15 protein-coding genes are annotated in these 16,680 nt (G+C 73.7%); 5 read left to right on the top strand and 10 right to left on the bottom strand.

The features are described from left to right. Positions 1 to 22: 22 nt before the first annotated feature. Positions 23 to 1,240, bottom strand: coding sequence for an acyl-CoA dehydrogenase family protein (locus ACFWEE_RS26695; protein ID WP_386892813.1), 1,218 nt, complete (start codon positions 1,238 to 1,240; stop codon positions 23 to 25). A gap of 112 nt (positions 1,241 to 1,352) precedes the next feature. Continuing rightward, entirely contained in the window at positions 1,353 to 3,137 is a 1,785-nt protein-coding gene (locus ACFWEE_RS26700; protein WP_386892815.1) for an MFS transporter, read from the bottom strand. Positions 3,138 to 3,614: 477 nt separating this feature from the next. Here ACFWEE_RS26700 and ACFWEE_RS26705 point away from each other — a divergent pair, with 477 nt between their 5' ends. After that, positions 3,615 to 4,625, top strand: coding sequence for a phosphatase PAP2 family protein (locus ACFWEE_RS26705; RefSeq protein ID WP_386892817.1), 1,011 nt, complete (start codon positions 3,615 to 3,617; stop codon positions 4,623 to 4,625). A gap of 97 nt (positions 4,626 to 4,722) precedes the next feature. Here the strand turns inward: ACFWEE_RS26705 and ACFWEE_RS26710 are convergent, their stop codons facing one another. Together ACFWEE_RS26710 and ACFWEE_RS26715 are read right to left on the bottom strand one after the other, a co-directional pair. After that, a complete protein-coding gene (locus ACFWEE_RS26710; RefSeq protein ID WP_386892818.1) occupies positions 4,723 to 4,938 on the bottom strand; it encodes an I78 family peptidase inhibitor in 216 nt (71 codons plus the stop codon). A 370-nt stretch (positions 4,939 to 5,308) separates the two neighbouring features. After that, complete coding sequence (locus ACFWEE_RS26715) at positions 5,309 to 6,292, bottom strand: helix-turn-helix transcriptional regulator (RefSeq protein ID WP_386892819.1); 984 nt, start codon at positions 6,290 to 6,292, stop codon at positions 5,309 to 5,311. Positions 6,293 to 6,714: 422 nt separating this feature from the next. Between ACFWEE_RS26715 and ACFWEE_RS26720 the strand changes: the two genes are divergently transcribed. Together ACFWEE_RS26720 and ACFWEE_RS26725 are read left to right on the top strand one after the other, a co-directional pair. Then, a complete protein-coding gene (locus ACFWEE_RS26720; RefSeq protein WP_386892820.1) occupies positions 6,715 to 7,497 on the top strand; it encodes a hypothetical protein in 783 nt (260 codons plus the stop codon). Between the two features lie 137 nt (positions 7,498 to 7,634). Further along, positions 7,635 to 7,955 (top strand): hypothetical protein, encoded by a 321-nt coding sequence (locus ACFWEE_RS26725; RefSeq protein ID WP_386892822.1) that lies wholly within the window; start codon positions 7,635 to 7,637, stop codon positions 7,953 to 7,955. A gap of 131 nt (positions 7,956 to 8,086) precedes the next feature. Here the strand turns inward: ACFWEE_RS26725 and der are convergent, their stop codons facing one another. From der to aroH, 5 genes are all read right to left on the bottom strand, one after another. Next, positions 8,087 to 9,556, bottom strand: coding sequence for a ribosome biogenesis GTPase Der (gene der, locus ACFWEE_RS26730; RefSeq protein WP_386892824.1), 1,470 nt, complete (start codon positions 9,554 to 9,556; stop codon positions 8,087 to 8,089). 56 nt (positions 9,557 to 9,612) lie between these two features. Beyond that, positions 9,613 to 10,281: a lysophospholipid acyltransferase family protein gene (locus ACFWEE_RS26735; protein ID WP_386892826.1), complete on the bottom strand. Its 669-nt coding sequence runs from the start codon at positions 10,279 to 10,281 to the stop codon at positions 9,613 to 9,615. Next, complete coding sequence (cmk, locus tag ACFWEE_RS26740) at positions 10,278 to 10,973, bottom strand: (d)CMP kinase (RefSeq protein ID WP_386892827.1); 696 nt, start codon at positions 10,971 to 10,973, stop codon at positions 10,278 to 10,280. The genes ACFWEE_RS26735 and cmk overlap by 4 nt, the downstream gene beginning before the upstream one ends. Before the next feature lie 189 nt (positions 10,974 to 11,162). After that, the gene (locus ACFWEE_RS26745; protein WP_386892829.1) at positions 11,163 to 12,248 is read right to left on the bottom strand and encodes a prephenate dehydrogenase; all 1,086 of its coding nucleotides are present in this window, start codon (positions 12,246 to 12,248) and stop codon (positions 11,163 to 11,165) included. Next, positions 12,245 to 12,610, bottom strand: a complete 366-nt coding sequence (gene aroH / locus ACFWEE_RS26750) for a chorismate mutase (RefSeq protein WP_386892830.1) — start codon at positions 12,608 to 12,610, stop codon at positions 12,245 to 12,247. Before aroH ends, ACFWEE_RS26745 begins: the two co-directional genes overlap by 4 nt. Positions 12,611 to 12,951: 341 nt before the next feature. On the opposite strand from aroH, the gene ACFWEE_RS26755 reads away from it, so the two are divergent. Together ACFWEE_RS26755 and ACFWEE_RS26760 are read left to right on the top strand one after the other, a co-directional pair. Further along, entirely contained in the window at positions 12,952 to 13,386 is a 435-nt protein-coding gene (locus ACFWEE_RS26755; protein WP_386892831.1) for a Rieske (2Fe-2S) protein, read from the top strand. Positions 13,387 to 13,577: 191 nt separating this feature from the next. Further along, positions 13,578 to 14,276 carry a DNA polymerase beta superfamily protein gene (locus ACFWEE_RS26760; RefSeq protein WP_386892833.1) on the top strand — a complete coding sequence of 233 codons (699 nt, stop codon included), beginning with the start codon at positions 13,578 to 13,580 and terminating at the stop codon, positions 14,274 to 14,276. 16 nt (positions 14,277 to 14,292) lie between these two features. Here ACFWEE_RS26760 and ACFWEE_RS26765 read toward each other — a convergent pair whose 3' ends face one another. After that, positions 14,293 to 16,476, bottom strand: a complete 2,184-nt coding sequence (locus ACFWEE_RS26765; protein ID WP_386892834.1) for an MMPL family transporter — start codon at positions 16,474 to 16,476, stop codon at positions 14,293 to 14,295. Positions 16,477 to 16,680 lie beyond the last annotated feature (204 nt).

Here is a 16,680-nt window from a genome sequence, read left to right on the forward strand (position 1 = left end):
CGTCCCGCACGGCCGGGCGGCCCTACCGGAAGGCGTCCAGGCCGGTGAGCGCCTTGCCCAGCACCAGCTGGTGCATCTCGACGGTGCCCTCGTACGTGAGCACCGACTCCAGGTTCGTCGCATGCCGCATCACCGGGTACTCCAGCGAGATCCCGTTGGCACCGAGGACGGTGCGTGAGGTGCGGCAGATCTCGATCGCTTCCCGCACGTTGTTGAGTTTCCCGAAGCTGACCTGTTCCGGGCGGAGCGAGCCCGCGTCCATCCGGCGGCCCAGATGGTGGGCGAGCAGGATGCCCTTGTGGAGCTCCACCGCCATGTCCGCGAGCTTGGCCTGGGTGAGCTGGAAGCCTCCGATGGGCCGGCCGAACTGTTCCCGGGTCCGCGCGTAGTCGACGGCAGCCTCGAAGCTCGACCGCGCGGCACCCATGGCGCCCCAGACGATCCCGTACCGCGCGTGGCTCAGACAGCTGAGCGGCCCGCGCAGCCCCGTCACACCCGGCAGCACCGCGTCGGCGGGCAGCCGCACCCCGTCGAGCACCAGCTCGCTGGTGACGGAGGCGCGGAGCGACCACTTGTGCCTGATCTCCGGGGCGGAGAATCCGGGACGGTCCGTGGGCACCACGAATCCCCGGACGCCCCGCCCCGCGCCGCCCTCGTCGGTCTGCGCCCAGACGACGGCGACCCCGGCGACCGAGCCGTTGGTGATCCACATCTTGCGGCCAGTGAGGATCCAGTCGTCCCCGTCGCGCTTGGCGTGCGTCCGCATCCCGGCGGGGTCGGAGCCGTGGTCCGGCTCGGTCAGTCCGAAGCAGCCGATGACCTCGCCCGCCGCCATGGCGGGCAGCCACCGCTCCTTCTGTTCCTCGGAGCCGTAGCGGTGGATCGCGTACATGGCGAGCGAGCCCTGTACGGAGACGAGGGAGCGGATCCCCGAGTCGGCGGCTTCCAGCTCCAGGCAGGCCAGGCCGTACTGGACGGCCGAGGCGCCCGCGCAGCCGTACCCCTGGAGGGACATCCCCAGCGCGCCGAGCGAACCGAGTTCGCGGGCCAGCTCGCGGATGACGGGCAGCTCGCCCTTCTCGTACCACTCGGCGATGTGCGGCAGCACCCGGTCGGCGGCCCAGGCGCGGACGGCGGCGCGGATCGCGAGGTCCTCGGGGCCGAGGAGGTCGTCGATGCCGATCGGATCGCCCGGGTCGAACGGGGGCGGCTTCGGCCGGTCGTGCTCGGTGCTCTGCATGGTGCCTCCGGCGGCTCGCGCGGTGTCCGGGGCTGCGGGCCGCGGCCCTGCCAGACGGTCCGGACCCTGAAAACCAGCGGTGGTGGTCAGACGTCGCGGGCGACGCTACGGCTCAGCGGGGCGCGCGTCCAGAGCCGGTCGCCCCGGCCGGTTCGCGTCGCGCGGGAGGCACCTCGCGGCCGGCCGGGAGGCCGCCCCGCTCCCGGTGGTCCGGCGCCGTGCGGGGGCCGGCGATCCGGGGCTCCGTCCCCGTGGCGCGGGGGTCCGCCGCGCACTCCATGGACCGCGGCAGCCGCAGCGCGGCCAGCGCGCCGAGCAGCAGCAGACCGGCGCTGACCAGCAGGGTGAGGTGGAGGCCGTGGACGAACGCGTGCCGCGCGGTGGACCGCACCAGCCCCCCGGCCGGGCCGCCCAGCCGGTCCGCCACCTGGTAGGCCTCGCCGAGCGAGTGCGCGGCGGCGCTGCCCGCGGCGGCCGGTACGCCCTCCTGGCGCAGGGCGGCGAGGCCGGGGGCGTAGGCGGCGTTCATGACACTGCCCAGCAGGGCGATCCCGAGCCCCGCGCCGAGCTGGTACGAGGTCTCGCCGATCGCCGCCGCACCGCCCGCGCGGTCGGCGGGAGCGTCGTTGAGCATCGACTCGTAGGCGCCGAAGAGGGTGGTCTGGAGCCCGAAGCCCAGCAGGACGAAGCCGGCCGTCAGCAGGACGGGGCGGTCGTGCCCGCCCATCAGCGTCAGCAGCAGCACCGACCCCGCCGTCAGTACGAAGCCGAGCCCGACCATCCTGCGGGGACCGAGGCGGCGCAGCGTGTACGTGCCGGTGGCCCCGGCGGCCATGGCCGCGAAGGTCAGCGGGAGCAGCCGCAGACCGGTCCGGAGCGGGCTGAGGTCCAGGACGAGCTGGAGGTACTGGACGGCGATGAGTTCGAGGCCGACCAGGGCCAGCATGGCGAGGACGATGCAGCCGACCGCCGTGGCGAAGGCGGGCCGGGCGAACATGGCGATGTCGATCAGCGGGTGCGCGCGCCGCCGCTGGCGGCGGACGAACAGCACGAGGAAGAGCACTCCGGCCACCAGCGGGACGAGCGAGGCCGGATCGAGGACGCCCTCCCCCGCGCCCATCCGCTTGACTCCCAGGACGGCACCGAGCACGCCGACGGCGGCCATCAGCGCGCCGAGCACGTCCCACGGGCCCTCGCCGGAGCCGCGCGACTCCGGCAGCAGCCGGCGCCCGACCGGGAGCACCAGCGCCATCAGCGGGACGTTGATCAGGAAGACCGATCCCCACCAGTAGTGCTCGACGAGGAATCCGCCGATGACCGGGCCGGTGGCCGCGCCGACGGCGGCGACCGCCGTCCAGACCCCGATGGCGACGGCCCGCTCGCGGCGGTCGGGGAAGACCTGGCGCAGGATCGACAGGGTGGCCGGCATGATCATCGCGCCGCCGACCCCGAGCAGGGCGCGGGCGGCGACGAGTATCCCGGGGCTGCCCGCGAAGGCGGCGAGCGCGGAGGCGGCGCCGAAGAGGGCGTAACCGCAGAGCAGCACCCGCCGTCTGCCGACCCGGTCGCCGAGGGTGCCGAAGAGGATCAGCAGCGAGGCGCAGACCAGCGGGTAGGCGTCCACGATCCACAGCAGGGCCACCGGGCCCGGCCGCAGGTCCTCGGTGACGGCGGGCACGGCGACGTGCAGCACGGTCGAGTCGAGTGCGACCAGCAGCAGGCTGAGGCAGAGGACGACGAGGACGACCCAGCGGTTTCGGGCGGGGCCGGGTCCGCCGGCGGGGGCGGCGCCCGTGTCGCCGGCGTCCTCGCCGCCCGGACGTGTGCCCGCGGGGGAGGCGGGGCTCTTGCCGGTGGCCGGGCGCGGGGCGCTCGGGGCCGTGTTCGTCCCGGACATCTGCGTACCTCCCATGTGTCCCTCGCGCTCGGCGGACCGGAGCGGCAATGGTGCGCGGCGCCCCCGGGGCCCGGCATCGACGGGCGAGTGAGCCGTCAGCGTACGCGAGTGCACCGCTGTCCCACGTGGCCCAGCTCATACCCTCCGTCACGGGTGTTGTGGCGTGCGCCACACCTCCGCCCGTCCGGGCGACCACTCCCCCGCCCCCGCTCCGGGAGGGCGGGCCCGCTCCCCTCCCGGAGAGCGGGGGGCGGTAAAAGAGGCCGGGAATTACCGGCGGCGACTTCCTCGGCGAAATGGAGCGGCCGTCACCGCCGCCTTGACGGAACTACCCGGAAGGAGGAGAAGACCCGATCCTCTTGGTTTTCCTCCGGGGCGGGAAAACGGCACGTCCGGCGACCTGGGTCACATCACATCGTCATCACAAACCCGTGGGATCGACCGGGTCACACACTCACTCGCTGTAACGTCGATTGGGTGCGTACCGACATCTTTGCCCGGCTGGACCGGGAGCCGGAACCGCCGAAGATAGAGATCCCGCGGATGAGCCGTCACCGTGTGGCCCTCTTCGGCGGGACGTTGGCGTTCTATCTCGTCATCGTCCACCTGGTCCTGATCTCGTCCTGGCTGGTGGCCCTGGACTGGAAGGTCATGCTCTTCCGGCCGTACCAGCAGTGGCCGTCACTCCACGCCTTCCTCGACTACTACGTCGTGCTGGGGCAGCGGGGACCGACCGCGGTGATGATCGCGAGCTGGCTCGGCTGGCGCTCCTGGCGGCAGCACACCCTGCGCCCCCTGCTCACGCTGGGGGCCGCACTGCTGCTGCTCAACGTCTCCGTGGGCGGCGTCAAGATCTTCCTCGGGCGTCTCGGCCCGCACTACGCGACGCAGATCGGCTCGGCCGAGCTCTTCGCCGGCGGCGATATATTTCCGTCCGGACACACCGCGAACGCCGTCGTGACCTGGGGAATCCTCGCCTACCTGGCCACCACCCCGAAGGCCCGGCGCTATCTGTCGGCCATCTCGGCGACGGTGTCGCTGGGCGTGGGGCTCACCACCGTGTACATCGGCACGCACTGGCTCAGCGACGTGCTGCTGGGCTGGGCGGCGGGACTCCTGGTCCTCCTGGCCCTGCCCTGGGTGGAGCCGCTCATCACCCTCGCCGAGCAGATGGTCCTGGCCGCGCGCGAGCGCTGGCGGCAGCAGCGGAGCCACCGGGCGAGCGTCTCCGTGCCGGTCGCCTCGGGCGGGCACCGTCCGGTGCTTCCGGCCGGCGCGGGCGACCCCGACGAGGCCGTGGCCGTGGCGGTGGGAACCGACGGTGTTCCGGGGCTCCTGCCCGCGGGTGCGGCAGCCCGTACCCGCCCGGCCCCGCACGCGGTACGCACGGAGCGCGCCCCGGGAGCACCGGCGGGCACCCGGCGGCCGTCGCACCCGGACCGGCCGCCCCGGTCCACCGCCGCCCCGGCCCGCCCGATGGGCGGCTGACGGCACCACCGCACATGACGAAGGCCCCGGCTCCGGCCGGGGCCTTCGTCGCGTCCGGGATCTTCGTCCCGCCCGGGGCCGTCGGGGCCCGGGCGGGTCAGCCGATCCAGCAGCGGGTCACGGTGGAGTCCTCGACCTGGAAGTTGATGCGCCCGGTGCGGAACTCCATGGTCAGGATCGTGCCCGGCGGGACGGCCCGGACCGTGGTCCAGCCGTGCGCCACGGCTCTCCGCTCGGCGGTCGTGGTGTCCAGGCCGACGTACGATCCGGGCGGGTCGTCGGGCTGGGCGGGCGGGGTCGGTAGGGATGCCATGCCTTCCACCGTAGAACGTGCGGGGCGTCCCCGGGCAGGCTCCGGCGGCGCCGGGGACCGTACGTCCGCCCGCTCGTCGGCCTCTTCCGGGTGCGGCATCGGTCACACTTGTGTCACAAGATCCACATCCGCATTCAACTCGAACAATTCACTCGAACAAGTGGCTCGGTGTAGCGGAAACGGTAATGCGGACGACCTCGCGCCCACGCGTCGGCACCATCGGGGAATTACGCCGGGGAACCCGTGGAGTGACCGGCCCGTCGACTTCTCCGGAATATGCGCGTACAGAACGATGCCGCCCGGAATTCATCTGCTCTTATGCCGGTCCTACTCGTCATCACCAATCCCTCACATCCGTCCGGCGCGTCCACTATGCGGAATGTCCAGACCTGCGCAAGGCCGAGGTCAGCAGGTCCCGTGCGGCCAGGATGCGCGCGGTCAGCTCCGGCGGCTCCACGACCTCGAACTCGAACCCCGTCGTCAGCACGTGGACGACGAGCACGTCCAGGCTCGCCGCTCCCGAGGTGAACAGGCAGCTGCCGTCGTCGACGGGCTCCAGCACGCCCGCCGACGGGCTGATCCGGGTGGCCGCCTCCGCGGCGGAGACCATCAGCCGGACCACCCCCCTGACCGGGTAGACGGTGGTCGAGACGCCTCGTGACACGTAGGCGGCCAGATCCTCGGCCGGGGGCGGACGGGGCGTGAAGCGGGAGCCGTGCGGCGGGGTGGGCGTGATCCGGTCGGCCCGGAAGGTGCGCCAGCCCTCCCGGTCCACGTCCCAGGCGACCAGGTACCAGCGGCGCTCGGCGCAGACCAGCCGGTGCGGTTCCACGTGCCTGCGCGACGGGGCCCCGCCGTGGTCCCGGTAGGCGAACCGGAGCCGCCGGCAGTCCCGGCAGGCCCCCGCGAGCTCGGTCAGCAGTCCGGGGTCGACCTCGCTCCCCTCCGGCCCGGACCCGCGCGTCATGGGCACCGTGAAGGCGCTCAGGGCGCCCACCCGGCGGCTCAGCCGGTCCGGCAGCACCTGTTCGACCTTGGCGAGCGCGCGGACCGAGGACTCGCCGATGCCCTCGACCCCGCGCCCGGCGGCGGTGCGCAGCCCGACCACCACCGCGACGGCCTCGTCGTCGTCCAGCAGCAGCGGCGGCAGCGCCGCCCCGGCACCGAGCTGGTATCCGCCTCCCGTACCCGGGCTGGCGTGGACCGGGTAGCCGAGCCCGCGCAGCTTGTCGACGTCGCGCCGTACGGTGCGCGGGGTGACGCCGAGGCGTTCGGCCAGCTGATGTCCGCTCCAGTCGCGGTGGGCCTGGAGCAGCGAGAGCAGGCGCAGCAGTCGTGCCGAGGTCTCCAACATGCCCGGGAGTCTGCCAGCACTCGCGGACACCTTCTGTCCGCTGCCCGCCGCCCGCCGCCCGAGCCGGGGACGCGTCCGGACCTCCTGACGGACCGACGGGGCGGACCCGCCGTCGAAAATCGTACGGTCGCTGCCCCCGATGCTGTACGCGGCCGTACGCGCGCGAAGGCCCGGCAGGCGTCCCGGAGGCCCCGGTACGCGCCCTCGTCCGTCTCCCCGCCCCCCGTCGGCGGCGGGCCGACCGGGCACGGAGCCGGAACCCGCCCCCGTACGGCGGCTCCGGCGGGGCGGTCCGGGCGCCCGTCGCACCCGGGGTACGCCGTTTCGGTGCGGCTTCGGGCGTGACCCGGGCGGCGGATCGTCCGTTGTTCTTGCATGAGCCGGGACCCGCCCGGCCACGCACCGACTCCTAGGAGCTCCCCGTGCCGCGCATGCTCGACGTCAGCGAGGACGTACGCGCCGAAATCGGCGACGCCGAAGCAGACCGGCTGCTCGTCGGCGACAACGCCCCGGGCAGCTACGACTGCACCTCCTGCCGCACCCCCGGCAACTCGGAGCAGGAACGCACCAGCACCGTGCTCTTCGTGGGGGACGAGACGGCCGTCCTGGCCTTCGCCCACGCCACCTGCATCCCGTCCCAGGTCGTGCGCGTCGCGGAGGACCAGCTCCAGGGCGCGGTGCGCAGTATCACCGGCAGCGAACCGCAGAACCCGGAGGGTCTCATGCCCGAACAGGCCGTCCTCGGCATCACCAGCGGACTCGTCCTCATCGAGGACGATCTCCGCCCGGCTCTGGTGGTCGAGCCGACCGGCCCGATCGCCCGGCCCGGCACCGACGGCAGCGGGGGCGACGAGTTCCTCCAGCTGCTCCTGGAGCAGGGCTTCCGGCACGCCCACGACCTCGACCGGCTGCCCGGGGCGCTGCCCGGCTGGTCGGTGCTGCTGGCCATGGGCCAGCTGCACGCCGTGCTGCAGCCGGGCACCGGCGGCGGCTCACCCGTCGCCTGGTGGCAGGCGCACCAGCCGCTCCAGGTCACCGACGGCTGGCGGGCGGCGGCCAACAAGTCGCAGCAGGTCCTGGTCTTCGCCGCCCCGGCCGGGGCGATCGGCCAGCAGCCCCGCGAGGACCTGCTGAGGGACGCGCTGGACAAGGCCGCGGTCAACGGTCTGCTCGTCGCGGCCTCGATGCCGCTGGCCGGGACCTGATCGTGTCCACGCCTCCCGCGGGCCTCCGTCGCGTGGCGATTTCTCCTCCGGGGCCGCATCCGACGGACGCCGGGGTCGTTGGCCCTTATGTGCACTCATACGATCCGCCCCGCCAGCATCTGAGCCCGATCCCCGGCATGCGCCCGTCCAGGGACTTCCCGGGGGGCTCGTCGCCCACCCCGATCTACGACGCGCTGTACTCCGAATACCTGCGGTCGTTCCGGGCACTTCCGGGAGACCGCAGCGGCGAGGAGAGTCTGGGCTTCCTGGGCTTCGGCGGTCCGGGCAGGCTCGCCGCCCGCCCGGGGAGCTTCGGGCACGCCGCTGCCGCCGCGCAGCAGGGACGTACGGCCGCTCAGAGCGGCGGCCCGGGCACGGGCGGCGCCTGGCAGCGGGTGGGCCGGCACGCCGGGCGTCCGCAGCCCGCGGCGCTGCCCCCGGGCTCGCGGGAGCCCTGAGGCGGACCGAGGTGGCACGGAGGTCCTGCGACGGGCCCCGCGCCAGGTCCCGTACGGACGACGGAGCCCCGGACGCTCCCTCCCGGTGAGGGGGAAGCGTCCGGGGCTCCGTCGTGTCCGGGGGCCGCGTGCTACTTGTTGCGACCGCGCTTCTCGCGGACCCGCACCGAGATGTGGATCGGGGTGCCGTCGAAGCCGAACTCCTCGCGCAGGCGGCGCTCCACGAAGCGGCGGTAGCCGTGCTCCAGGAAGCCGGAGGCGAAGAGGACGAACCGCGGCGGCTTGGTGCCCGCCTGGGTGCCGAAGAGGATGCGGGGCTGCTTGCCGCCCCGGACCGGGTGCGGGTGGGAGGCGACGATCTCACCGAGGAAGGCGTTCAGCCGGCCGGTGGGGATGCGGGTCTCCCAGCCTTCGAGAGCCGTCTCGATGGCGGGGACCAGCTTCTCCATGTGGCGGCCGGTCACCGCGGAGACGTTGACGCGCGGGGCCCAGGCGATCTGCGCGAGCTCCGTCTCGATCTCGCGCTCCAGGTAGTAGCGGCGCTCCTCGTCGAGGGTGTCCCACTTGTTGAAGGCGACGACGAGCGCGCGCCCGGCCTCCACGGCCATGGTGACGATCCGCTGGTCCTGGACGCTGATGGACTCGCTGGAGTCGATCAGGACGACGGCGACCTCGGCCTTCTCCAGGGCGGCGGCGGTACGCAGCGAGGCGTAGTAGTCCGCGCCCTCCTGGAGGTGCACGCGGCGGCGGATACCGGCCGTGTCGATGAACTTCCAGGTGATGCCGCCGAGGTTGATCAGCTCGTCGACCGGGTCGCGGGTGGTGCCCGCGAGCTCGTTGACGACGACGCGGTCCTCGCCCGCGACCTTGTTCAGGAGCGAGGACTTGCCGACGTTCGGGCGGCCGATGAGCGCGATGCGGCGGGGGCCGCCGACGGGGGTGCCGAAGCGCTGCGCCGGGGCCTCGGGGAGGGCTTCGAGGACGGCGTCCAGCATGTCGCCGGTGCCGCGGCCGTGCAGCGAGGAGACCGGGTGGGGCTCGCCGAGGCCGAGCGACCAGAGGGCGGTGGCGTCGGCCTCACCGCTCTGTCCGTCGACCTTGTTGGCGCAGAGCACGACGGGCTTGCCGGCCCGGCGCAGCAGCTTGACGACGGCCTCGTCGGTGTCGGTCGCGCCGACCGTGGAGTCGACCACGAAGACGACCGCGTCGGCGGTCTCGATGGCGTACTCCGCCTGGGCGGCGACGGAGGCGTCGAGCCCCAGCACGTCCTGCTCCCAGCCGCCGGTGTCGACGACCTTGAAGCGGCGTCCGGCCCACTCGGCCTCGTACGTGACGCGGTCACGGGTGACGCCGGGCTTGTCCTGGACGACGGCCTCGCGGCGGCCGATGATGCGGTTCACCAGCGTCGACTTGCCGACGTTGGGGCGGCCGACGACGGCGAGGACGGGCAGCGGGCCCGCTCCGGCCTCGTCGAGGGCGCCCTCGATCTCCTCGGGGTCGAAGCCTTCCTGCGCGGCGAGCTCCATGAACTCCGCGTACTCGGCGTCGCCAAGTGCTCCGTGCTCGTGGTCCGAGCCGTCGGAGTGAATCTGGTCGTTCATGAAGTCCGTTCCTCTGTACGTCATCATCGATGGGCCGCGGTGACGCGGCTCACTACTCAGGTCTTGACCGGACGCCCGGTGAGGCGCCTGGCGTCTTCCAGGTGCGCGGCCAGCTTCCGCTGGATCCGCACGGTGGCCTCGTCCAGGGCCTTGCGGGTCCGGCGTCCGCTGCCGTCGCCCGCGTCGAACGCGTCGCCGAAGACCACGTCCACCCGGCTGCGCAACGGGGGCAACGCGGATATCAACCGTCCCCGGGCCTCCGTGCTTCCCAGGACCGCCACGGGGACGATCGGCGCCCCGCCGCGTACCGCGAAGTAGGCGAGTCCGGCCCGCAGCGACGCGAAGTCGCCCTCGCCCCGCGTGCCCTCGGGAAAGATCCCGAGCGCCCCGCCGTCCGCCAGTACGCCGAGCGCCTGGGTGATGGCGGTGCGGTCGGCGGCCGTACGGTCCACCTTCAGCTGCCCGATTCCGCGCAGGAACGGGTCGAGCGGGCCGACGAACGCCTCTTTTTTGATCAGGAAGTGCACCGGACGGGGCGCGGTACCCATCAGCATCGGTCCGTCGATGTTGTGCGAGTGGTTCACCGCGAGTATGACGGGTCCGGCGGACGGAACCCGCCAGGCACCGAGGACCCGGGGCTTCCACAGCCCGTACATCAGTCCGATACCGATGCCGCGCCCCACGGCCGCTCCGCGTCCGGAGGGCACCGGGGTGGCTTCCGTCACTTCGCCGCCCGCTTCTCCTCGACGAGGGTGACGACGCACTCGATGACCTGGTCGAGGGTCAGCTCGGTGGTGTCCACCTCGACGGCGTCGCCGGCCTTGGCCAGCGGGGAGGTCTTACGGCCGGAGTCGGCCGCGTCCCGCTTGATCAGGGCTTCCTTGGTGGCCGCGACGTCGGCGCCCTTCAGCTCGCCGCTGCGGCGGGCCGCGCGGGCCTCCGGCGAGGCGGTGAGGAAGACCTTGAGGTCGGCGTCGGGCAGCACGGTGGTGCCGATGTCCCGGCCCTCCACCACGATGCCCCCTTCGGCGGTCGCGGCGATGGAGCGCTGGAGCTCCGTGATCAGGGCGCGCACCTCGGGGACCGCGCTGACGGCGCTGACGCTGGAGGTGACCTCCTGCGTACGGATCGGCCCGGAGGCGTCCTCGCCGTCGACGGTGATCGTCGGGGCGGACGGGTCGGTGCCGGAGACGATCACGGGCTTGGCCGCGGCGGTCGCGACGGCGGTCGCGTCGGAGACGTCCACGCCGTTGGTCAGCATCCACCAGGTGATCGCCCGATACTGCGCGCCGGTGTCCAGGTAGCTCAGGCCGAGCTTGGCGGCGACGGCCTTGGAGGTGCTCGACTTGCCGGTGCCGGAGGGGCCGTCGATGGCGACGATCACGGCGGAGCTTGCGGTTTCCACGGCGGTGGGCACCTTCCTGGTACACGGGGCGGGACGGGCGGGGACGGGACCGGCCGGCGACCGGCCTAGGCCAAGGTTACCGAGTGTGGGGGACACACCTGTACCCCGATCGGACGCACCCCGCGGCGGACCGGTCTCCGGGCCCCGTACCGGACGGCGTTCCGGGGGCGGGCGGTGCCCCCGGAACCGTACGGGCCGGTGTCAGGGGCGGAGCGACCAGCCGCGCTCGGTGAGGGCGGAGCCGAGCGCGGCGGCGGCGCTGGGCTCGACCATGAGCTGGACCAGGCCCGCCTGCTGGCCGGTGGCGTGCTCGATCCGGACGTCCTCGATGTTCACCCCGGCCCGTCCGGCGTCCGCGAAGATCCGGGCCAGCTCGCCGGGGCGGTCGCTGATGAGGACGGCGACGACCTCGTACGAGGCGGGGCCCGCGCCGTGCTTGCCGGGGACCCGGACGCGGCCGGCGTTGCCGCGCCGCAGCACGTCCTCGATGCCCTCCGTACCCGTACGGCGCTTCTCCTCGTCGGCGGACTGGAGCCCGCGCAGCGCCCGCACCGTCTCGTCGAGGTCGGCGGCGATGCCCGCGAGCACGTCGGCGACGGGTCCGGGGTTGGCGGAGAGGATCTCCACCCACATCCGGGGGTCGGAGGCGGCGATCCGGGTCACGTCGCGGATGCCCTGCCCGCACAGGCGTACGGCGGTCTCGTCGGCCTCCTCCAGCCGGGCGGCGACCATCGAGGAGATCAGCTGCGGGGTGTGCGAGACCAGGGCGACGGCCCGGTCGTGCGCGTCGGCGTCCATGACCACGGGGACGGCCTTGCAGACCGCGACCAGCTCCAGGGCGAGGTTGAGCACCTCGGTGTCGGTGTCCCGGGTCGGGGTGAGGACCCAGGGGCGGCCCTCGAAGAGGTCGCCGGTGGCGGCGAGGGGGCCGGAGCGCTCCTTGCCGGCCATCGGGTGCGTACCGATGTACGGGGTCAGGTCGAGCCCCAGCGCCTCCAGCTCGCGCCGGGGGCCGCCCTTGACGCTCGCGACGTCGAGGTAGCCGCGGGCGACCCCGTCGCGCATGGCACCGGCCAGCACCGACGCGGTGTGCGCGGGCGGTACGGCGACGACGGCGAGGTCCACCGGACCCTCCGGCGGCTCCTCGGTACCGGCCCCGAGCGCCGCGGCGGTGCGGGCGGACGCGGGGTCGTGGTCGGCGAGGTGGACGTGGATGCCACGGCCGGCCAGGGCGAGGGCGGCGGAGGTGCCGACCAGTCCGGTACCGATGACGAGGGCGGTTCTCACTGGGTGATGTCCTTGCGGAGGGCGGCGGTGGCGCCGAGGTAGACGTGCTGGATCCGCGCCCGGGGGAGGTCGGTCTCGATGTGCGCGAGTATCCGGACCACCCGGGGCATGGCCCCCTCGACGTCGAGTTCCTGGGCGCAGATCAGCGGGACATCGACGATACCGAGCCCGCGGCGCGCGGCAGCCGCGGGGAAGCCGTTGCGGAGGTCGGGGGTGGCGGTGAACCAGATGCTGATGAGGTCGTCGTGGCTCAGGCCGTTGCGTTCCAGTACGGCGGCGAGCAGGGCGCCCACCCGCTCGTCCATCTCCCCGGGCTCGTCCCGGTCCAGCTGGACGGCTCCACGGACCGCTCGTACCGCCACGTCGTTCTCCCTCGCTGTTCGTCTCCGGCGACGCTCTGTGGTCAGAGTAGAGGGGCGGTCCGGCGGGTGGGACCGGCGTTTCTCTCCGTGAGACACCGGGGGCGCGGGCCCGGGTGTCTCCGGGTACGGTCCGCTCTCCCCGTGAGACGCATGGGACGCGGGTGCCCGGGTGTTTCCGCGTACGGTCCGCCACCCGGGTGGCGGCGGCCCGGTTGCTTCGCCGGGGGAACGCCCGGCGCCACGATGCGTGGTGCCGGGGGCGGCTTCGCACCCGGCAGGGACGGATACGGGCGGTGCTCCGGGTGAAGACCGGGGCGGACGTCCGGGCGAGGGAGCGAACCATGGACGCACGGCGCAGGGCGGTCCTGACGGCCACGACCGCGGGCGCGGCGGCGCTGGTGACGGGGTGCGGGTCGTCCGGGGACGGCGGCGGGGACACCGAGAGCTCCCCGGCCTCGTCTCCGTCGGCGACGGGCGGGGGAGACGGCGGTACGGAACTGGCCAGGACCTCGGACATCCCGGTGGGCGGCGGGACGATCTTCAAGGAGCGGAAGATCGTGGTGACGCAGCCGGAGGAGGGCGAGTTCAAGGCGTTCTCCGCGGTGTGCACCCACGCCGGCTGCCTGGTGACGAAGGTGGCGGACGGCACGATCGACTGCCCGTGCCACGGCAGCAGGTTCAGCATCACGGACGCCGCGGTCGAGGCCGGCCCGGCGACCCGGCCGCTGCCGGCCGAGAGGATCACCGTCAGCGGCGGAGTCGTCCGGACGGCGTGAGACGCGGCCTGGACCGGCGGAGGACGGCCTGAGCGGCGGGAGACGGCCTGAGCGGCGGGAGACGGCCTGAGCGGCGGAGGACGGTCTGAGCGGCGGGCCGGGCTTCTCACCGTCCGGGAGGGCGTCCCCGATCCACCCGAGCGGCGAAAACCCGGGGCACCCGCGCCCCTCCCCCGCGTACCCTCACGCCCATGACCAGCCCCGACGCCGAAACGCTCGTCCGCGACCACACCGTCTACTCCTGCGTGATGGGGTCGCGCGCGTTCGGGCTCGCCACCGAGGGGAGCGACACCGACCGGCGTGGGGTGTTCCTCGCGCCGACCGCCTCGTTCTGGCGGTTCGAGAAGCCGCCGACGCACCTGGACGGGCCCGCGCCGGAACAGTTCTCCTGGGAGCTGGAGCGTTTCTGCGCGCTGGCCCTGCGCGCCAACCCGAACGTCCTGGAGTGCCTGCACTCCCCGCTGGTGGAGCGGATCGACGGCACCGGCCGCGAACTCCTCGCGCTGCGCGACGCCTTCCTGTCCCGGGAGGCGTACGCCACCTTCACCCGGTACGCGACGGGCCAGCGCCGGAAGCTGGACGCCGACGAGCGGACGCACGGTGCGCCGCGCTGGAAGCACGCCATGCATCTGCTGCGCCTGCTGATGTCCGCCCGGGACCTGCTGCGGACCGGGGTGCTCACCATCGATGTCGGCGAGCACCGTGGGGAGTTGCTCGCGGTGAAGCGGGGCGAGGTGGGGTGGCCCGAGGTGGAGCGCCGGATGGCGCGGCTGGCCGAGGAGTGCGGGGAGGCCGTCGGCCGGTCCCCGCTGCCGGACCGCCCCGACCGGGCCCGGGTGGAGGATTTCCTCGTACGGACCCGGCGGGCCTCGGCGCTGCGCGGCGTTTGACGCGGCAGGCGTCCGGTCAGCTCTCCGAGGGACGCTCCAGGGAGACCTTCGGCAGTCGTCGCGCGAGCGGGGCGGGAAGCCACCAGGCCCACCGGCCGAACACCTGCATGACGGCCGGGACGATCAGGCAGCGGATGACCAGCGCGTCCACCAGGATCGCCACGGCGAGGCCCAGGCCGAACTGCTGGAGCATCCGGTCGGGGCTCAGCACGAAGGCGGCGAACACCACGATCATGATGGCTCCCGCCGCCGTGATCACCTTGCCGGTGGTCGCCAGTCCCTCTCGTACCGCGAGGGAGTGGTCTCCCGTGCGTTCCCACTCCTCGTGGATGCGGGAGACCAGGAACACCTCGTAGTCCATCGACAGTCCGAAGACGATCGCGAAGATGAGCACGGGGAGGAAGGCTTCGATCGGACCGGGCTGCGCCCCGAACCAGCCGTGCTGGAAGACCAGGGTCATGGCGCCGAGCGCGGCGGAGATCGAGAGCAGGTTCAGCAGAGCCGCCTTCAGCGGGATCAGCAACGAGCGGAAGACCAGCAGCAGCAACAGCGACGACAGCCCCACGACGACGGCGACGAACAGCGGGAGCCGCTGCGACACGGTGTCGGCGAAGTCCTGGGAAGCGGCGACCGCACCGCCCACCAGCACCTCGGCACCCGTGTCGCGCTCCAGCTCCGGGGCCACCACGTCCCGCAGCCGGTGCACGAGGTCGGCGGTCCCGGCGGACTGCGGTGCCGTCTCCGGGTAGACGATCACGGTGGACAGGGCGCCGTCCTCGGAGGGCATCGCGGGACTGGCCCCGGCCACCCCCTCGGCCTCGGCCAGTCCGGCCCGCGCGGCCTGCCCGGCCGCCTCGTCGCCGTGGACCAGGACGATCAGCGGGCCGTCGAAGCCCGGCCCGAAGCCCTCGGCCAGCAGGTCGTACGCCTGCCGGGAGGTCGTGGTCCGCGGGTCGTTGCCCGCGTCGGCGAAGCCGAGCCGCATGCCGAGGGCGGGTGCGGACAGGGCGAGCAGCGCGAACACGGCGATCAGCAGCGCGGGCAGCGGGCGGCGCTGCACCGCGCCGGCCAGGGCGCGCCAGCGGCGGCCTTCGGCCGTGCCCGCGGCGGTGGCCCTGGCCGCGCGCTTCCGTACCTGCCGTTGGACGCGTGTGCCGACGACGGCCAGCAGGGCGGGCAGCAGGACCAGCGAGGCGGCCATGGTGGTCAGTACGGTCAGGGCCAGGGCGAGGGCCACGCCCCGCAGCGAGCCGAGGCCGAGCGCCACCAGTCCCAGCAGGGCGATGATCACGGTGCAGCCGGCGAAGAAGACCGTACGGCCGGCCGCGTCCAGGGCCGTGCGTCCCGCTTCGGCCGGCTCGGCACCCCGGACGAGTTCATGGCGGTAGCGGTAGAAGATCAACAGGGCGTAGTCGACGCCCACCCCGAGTCCGACGAGCATCGTGATGGGCGGGGTGAAGTCGGCGACGGTGAAGACGTGCGAGGCCAGGACGATCAGCCCGAAGGCGCCGCCGACCGCGAAGAGCGCGGTGACCAGCGGCACGGCCGCCGCCACCACCGAGCCGAAGAGCAGCCCGAGGATGACCACGGCCGCCACGATCCCCGCGAGTTCCGCCGTCGGTCCGCCCTGGTCCTGGGCGCCGCGCACGGCGTCTCCCCCGAGTTCGACGCGGAGCCCGTCCGTCGCGGCGTGCGCGGCCGTGTCGATGATCGCGGTGATGTCGGCCTTGGGCACCTCCTCGGACTTGCCGTCGAGCGTGACCGTGGCGTAGCCGATCGTGCCGTCCTCGGACACGGCGGAGGTGTCGGCGTACGGGCTGCGTACGCCGACGACGCCCGGCAGCCCCTTCACCTCGGCCAGCATCCGCTCGACGGCGGGGCGGTGGCCCGCGATGCCCCGGGCGTCCTGGAGCACGATGTCGACGCTGTCCCCGGCCTCGGCCGAGCCGTGCGCGGTGAACAGATCGGTGGCGGCCTGGGAGTCGGTGCCCGGCAGGGCGAAGTCGTTCTTGTACGCGGACCCGGCGGCCTGCGATCCCAAGGTGACCGCGGCGAGCAGGACCACCCAGAGCAGCAGGGCGGCCCAGCGGTGGCGCTGCGCCCAGCCTGCGAGGGCACCGAACCGGCCGACGCCCGGCCCGTCGGGTCCGGCCGTCGGGGGCGGGGCGGTGGACGCGGATGCGCCACGGGTGGGAGACATGGGTGACTACCTCGGATTCGAGCGGGAGGGCCTGGGACAAGGGGGTACGGAGCACGCACACCACGGCGCCGCCGAGCGGCCGTGCCGACCGCCGGAGCCGTCGGCACGCCCGGCCCGCGGGCCTCGGGGGCACACCGGCCCGCCGGCCGCCGGGAGCGGGGGCGGGGGCGCGGCAGCCCCGGTCGGCCGGCCCCGGGCTGCGGG

The organism is Streptomyces sp. NPDC060184 (assembly GCF_042728795.1).
Classification (GTDB): domain Bacteria; phylum Actinomycetota; class Actinomycetes; order Streptomycetales; family Streptomycetaceae; genus Streptomyces.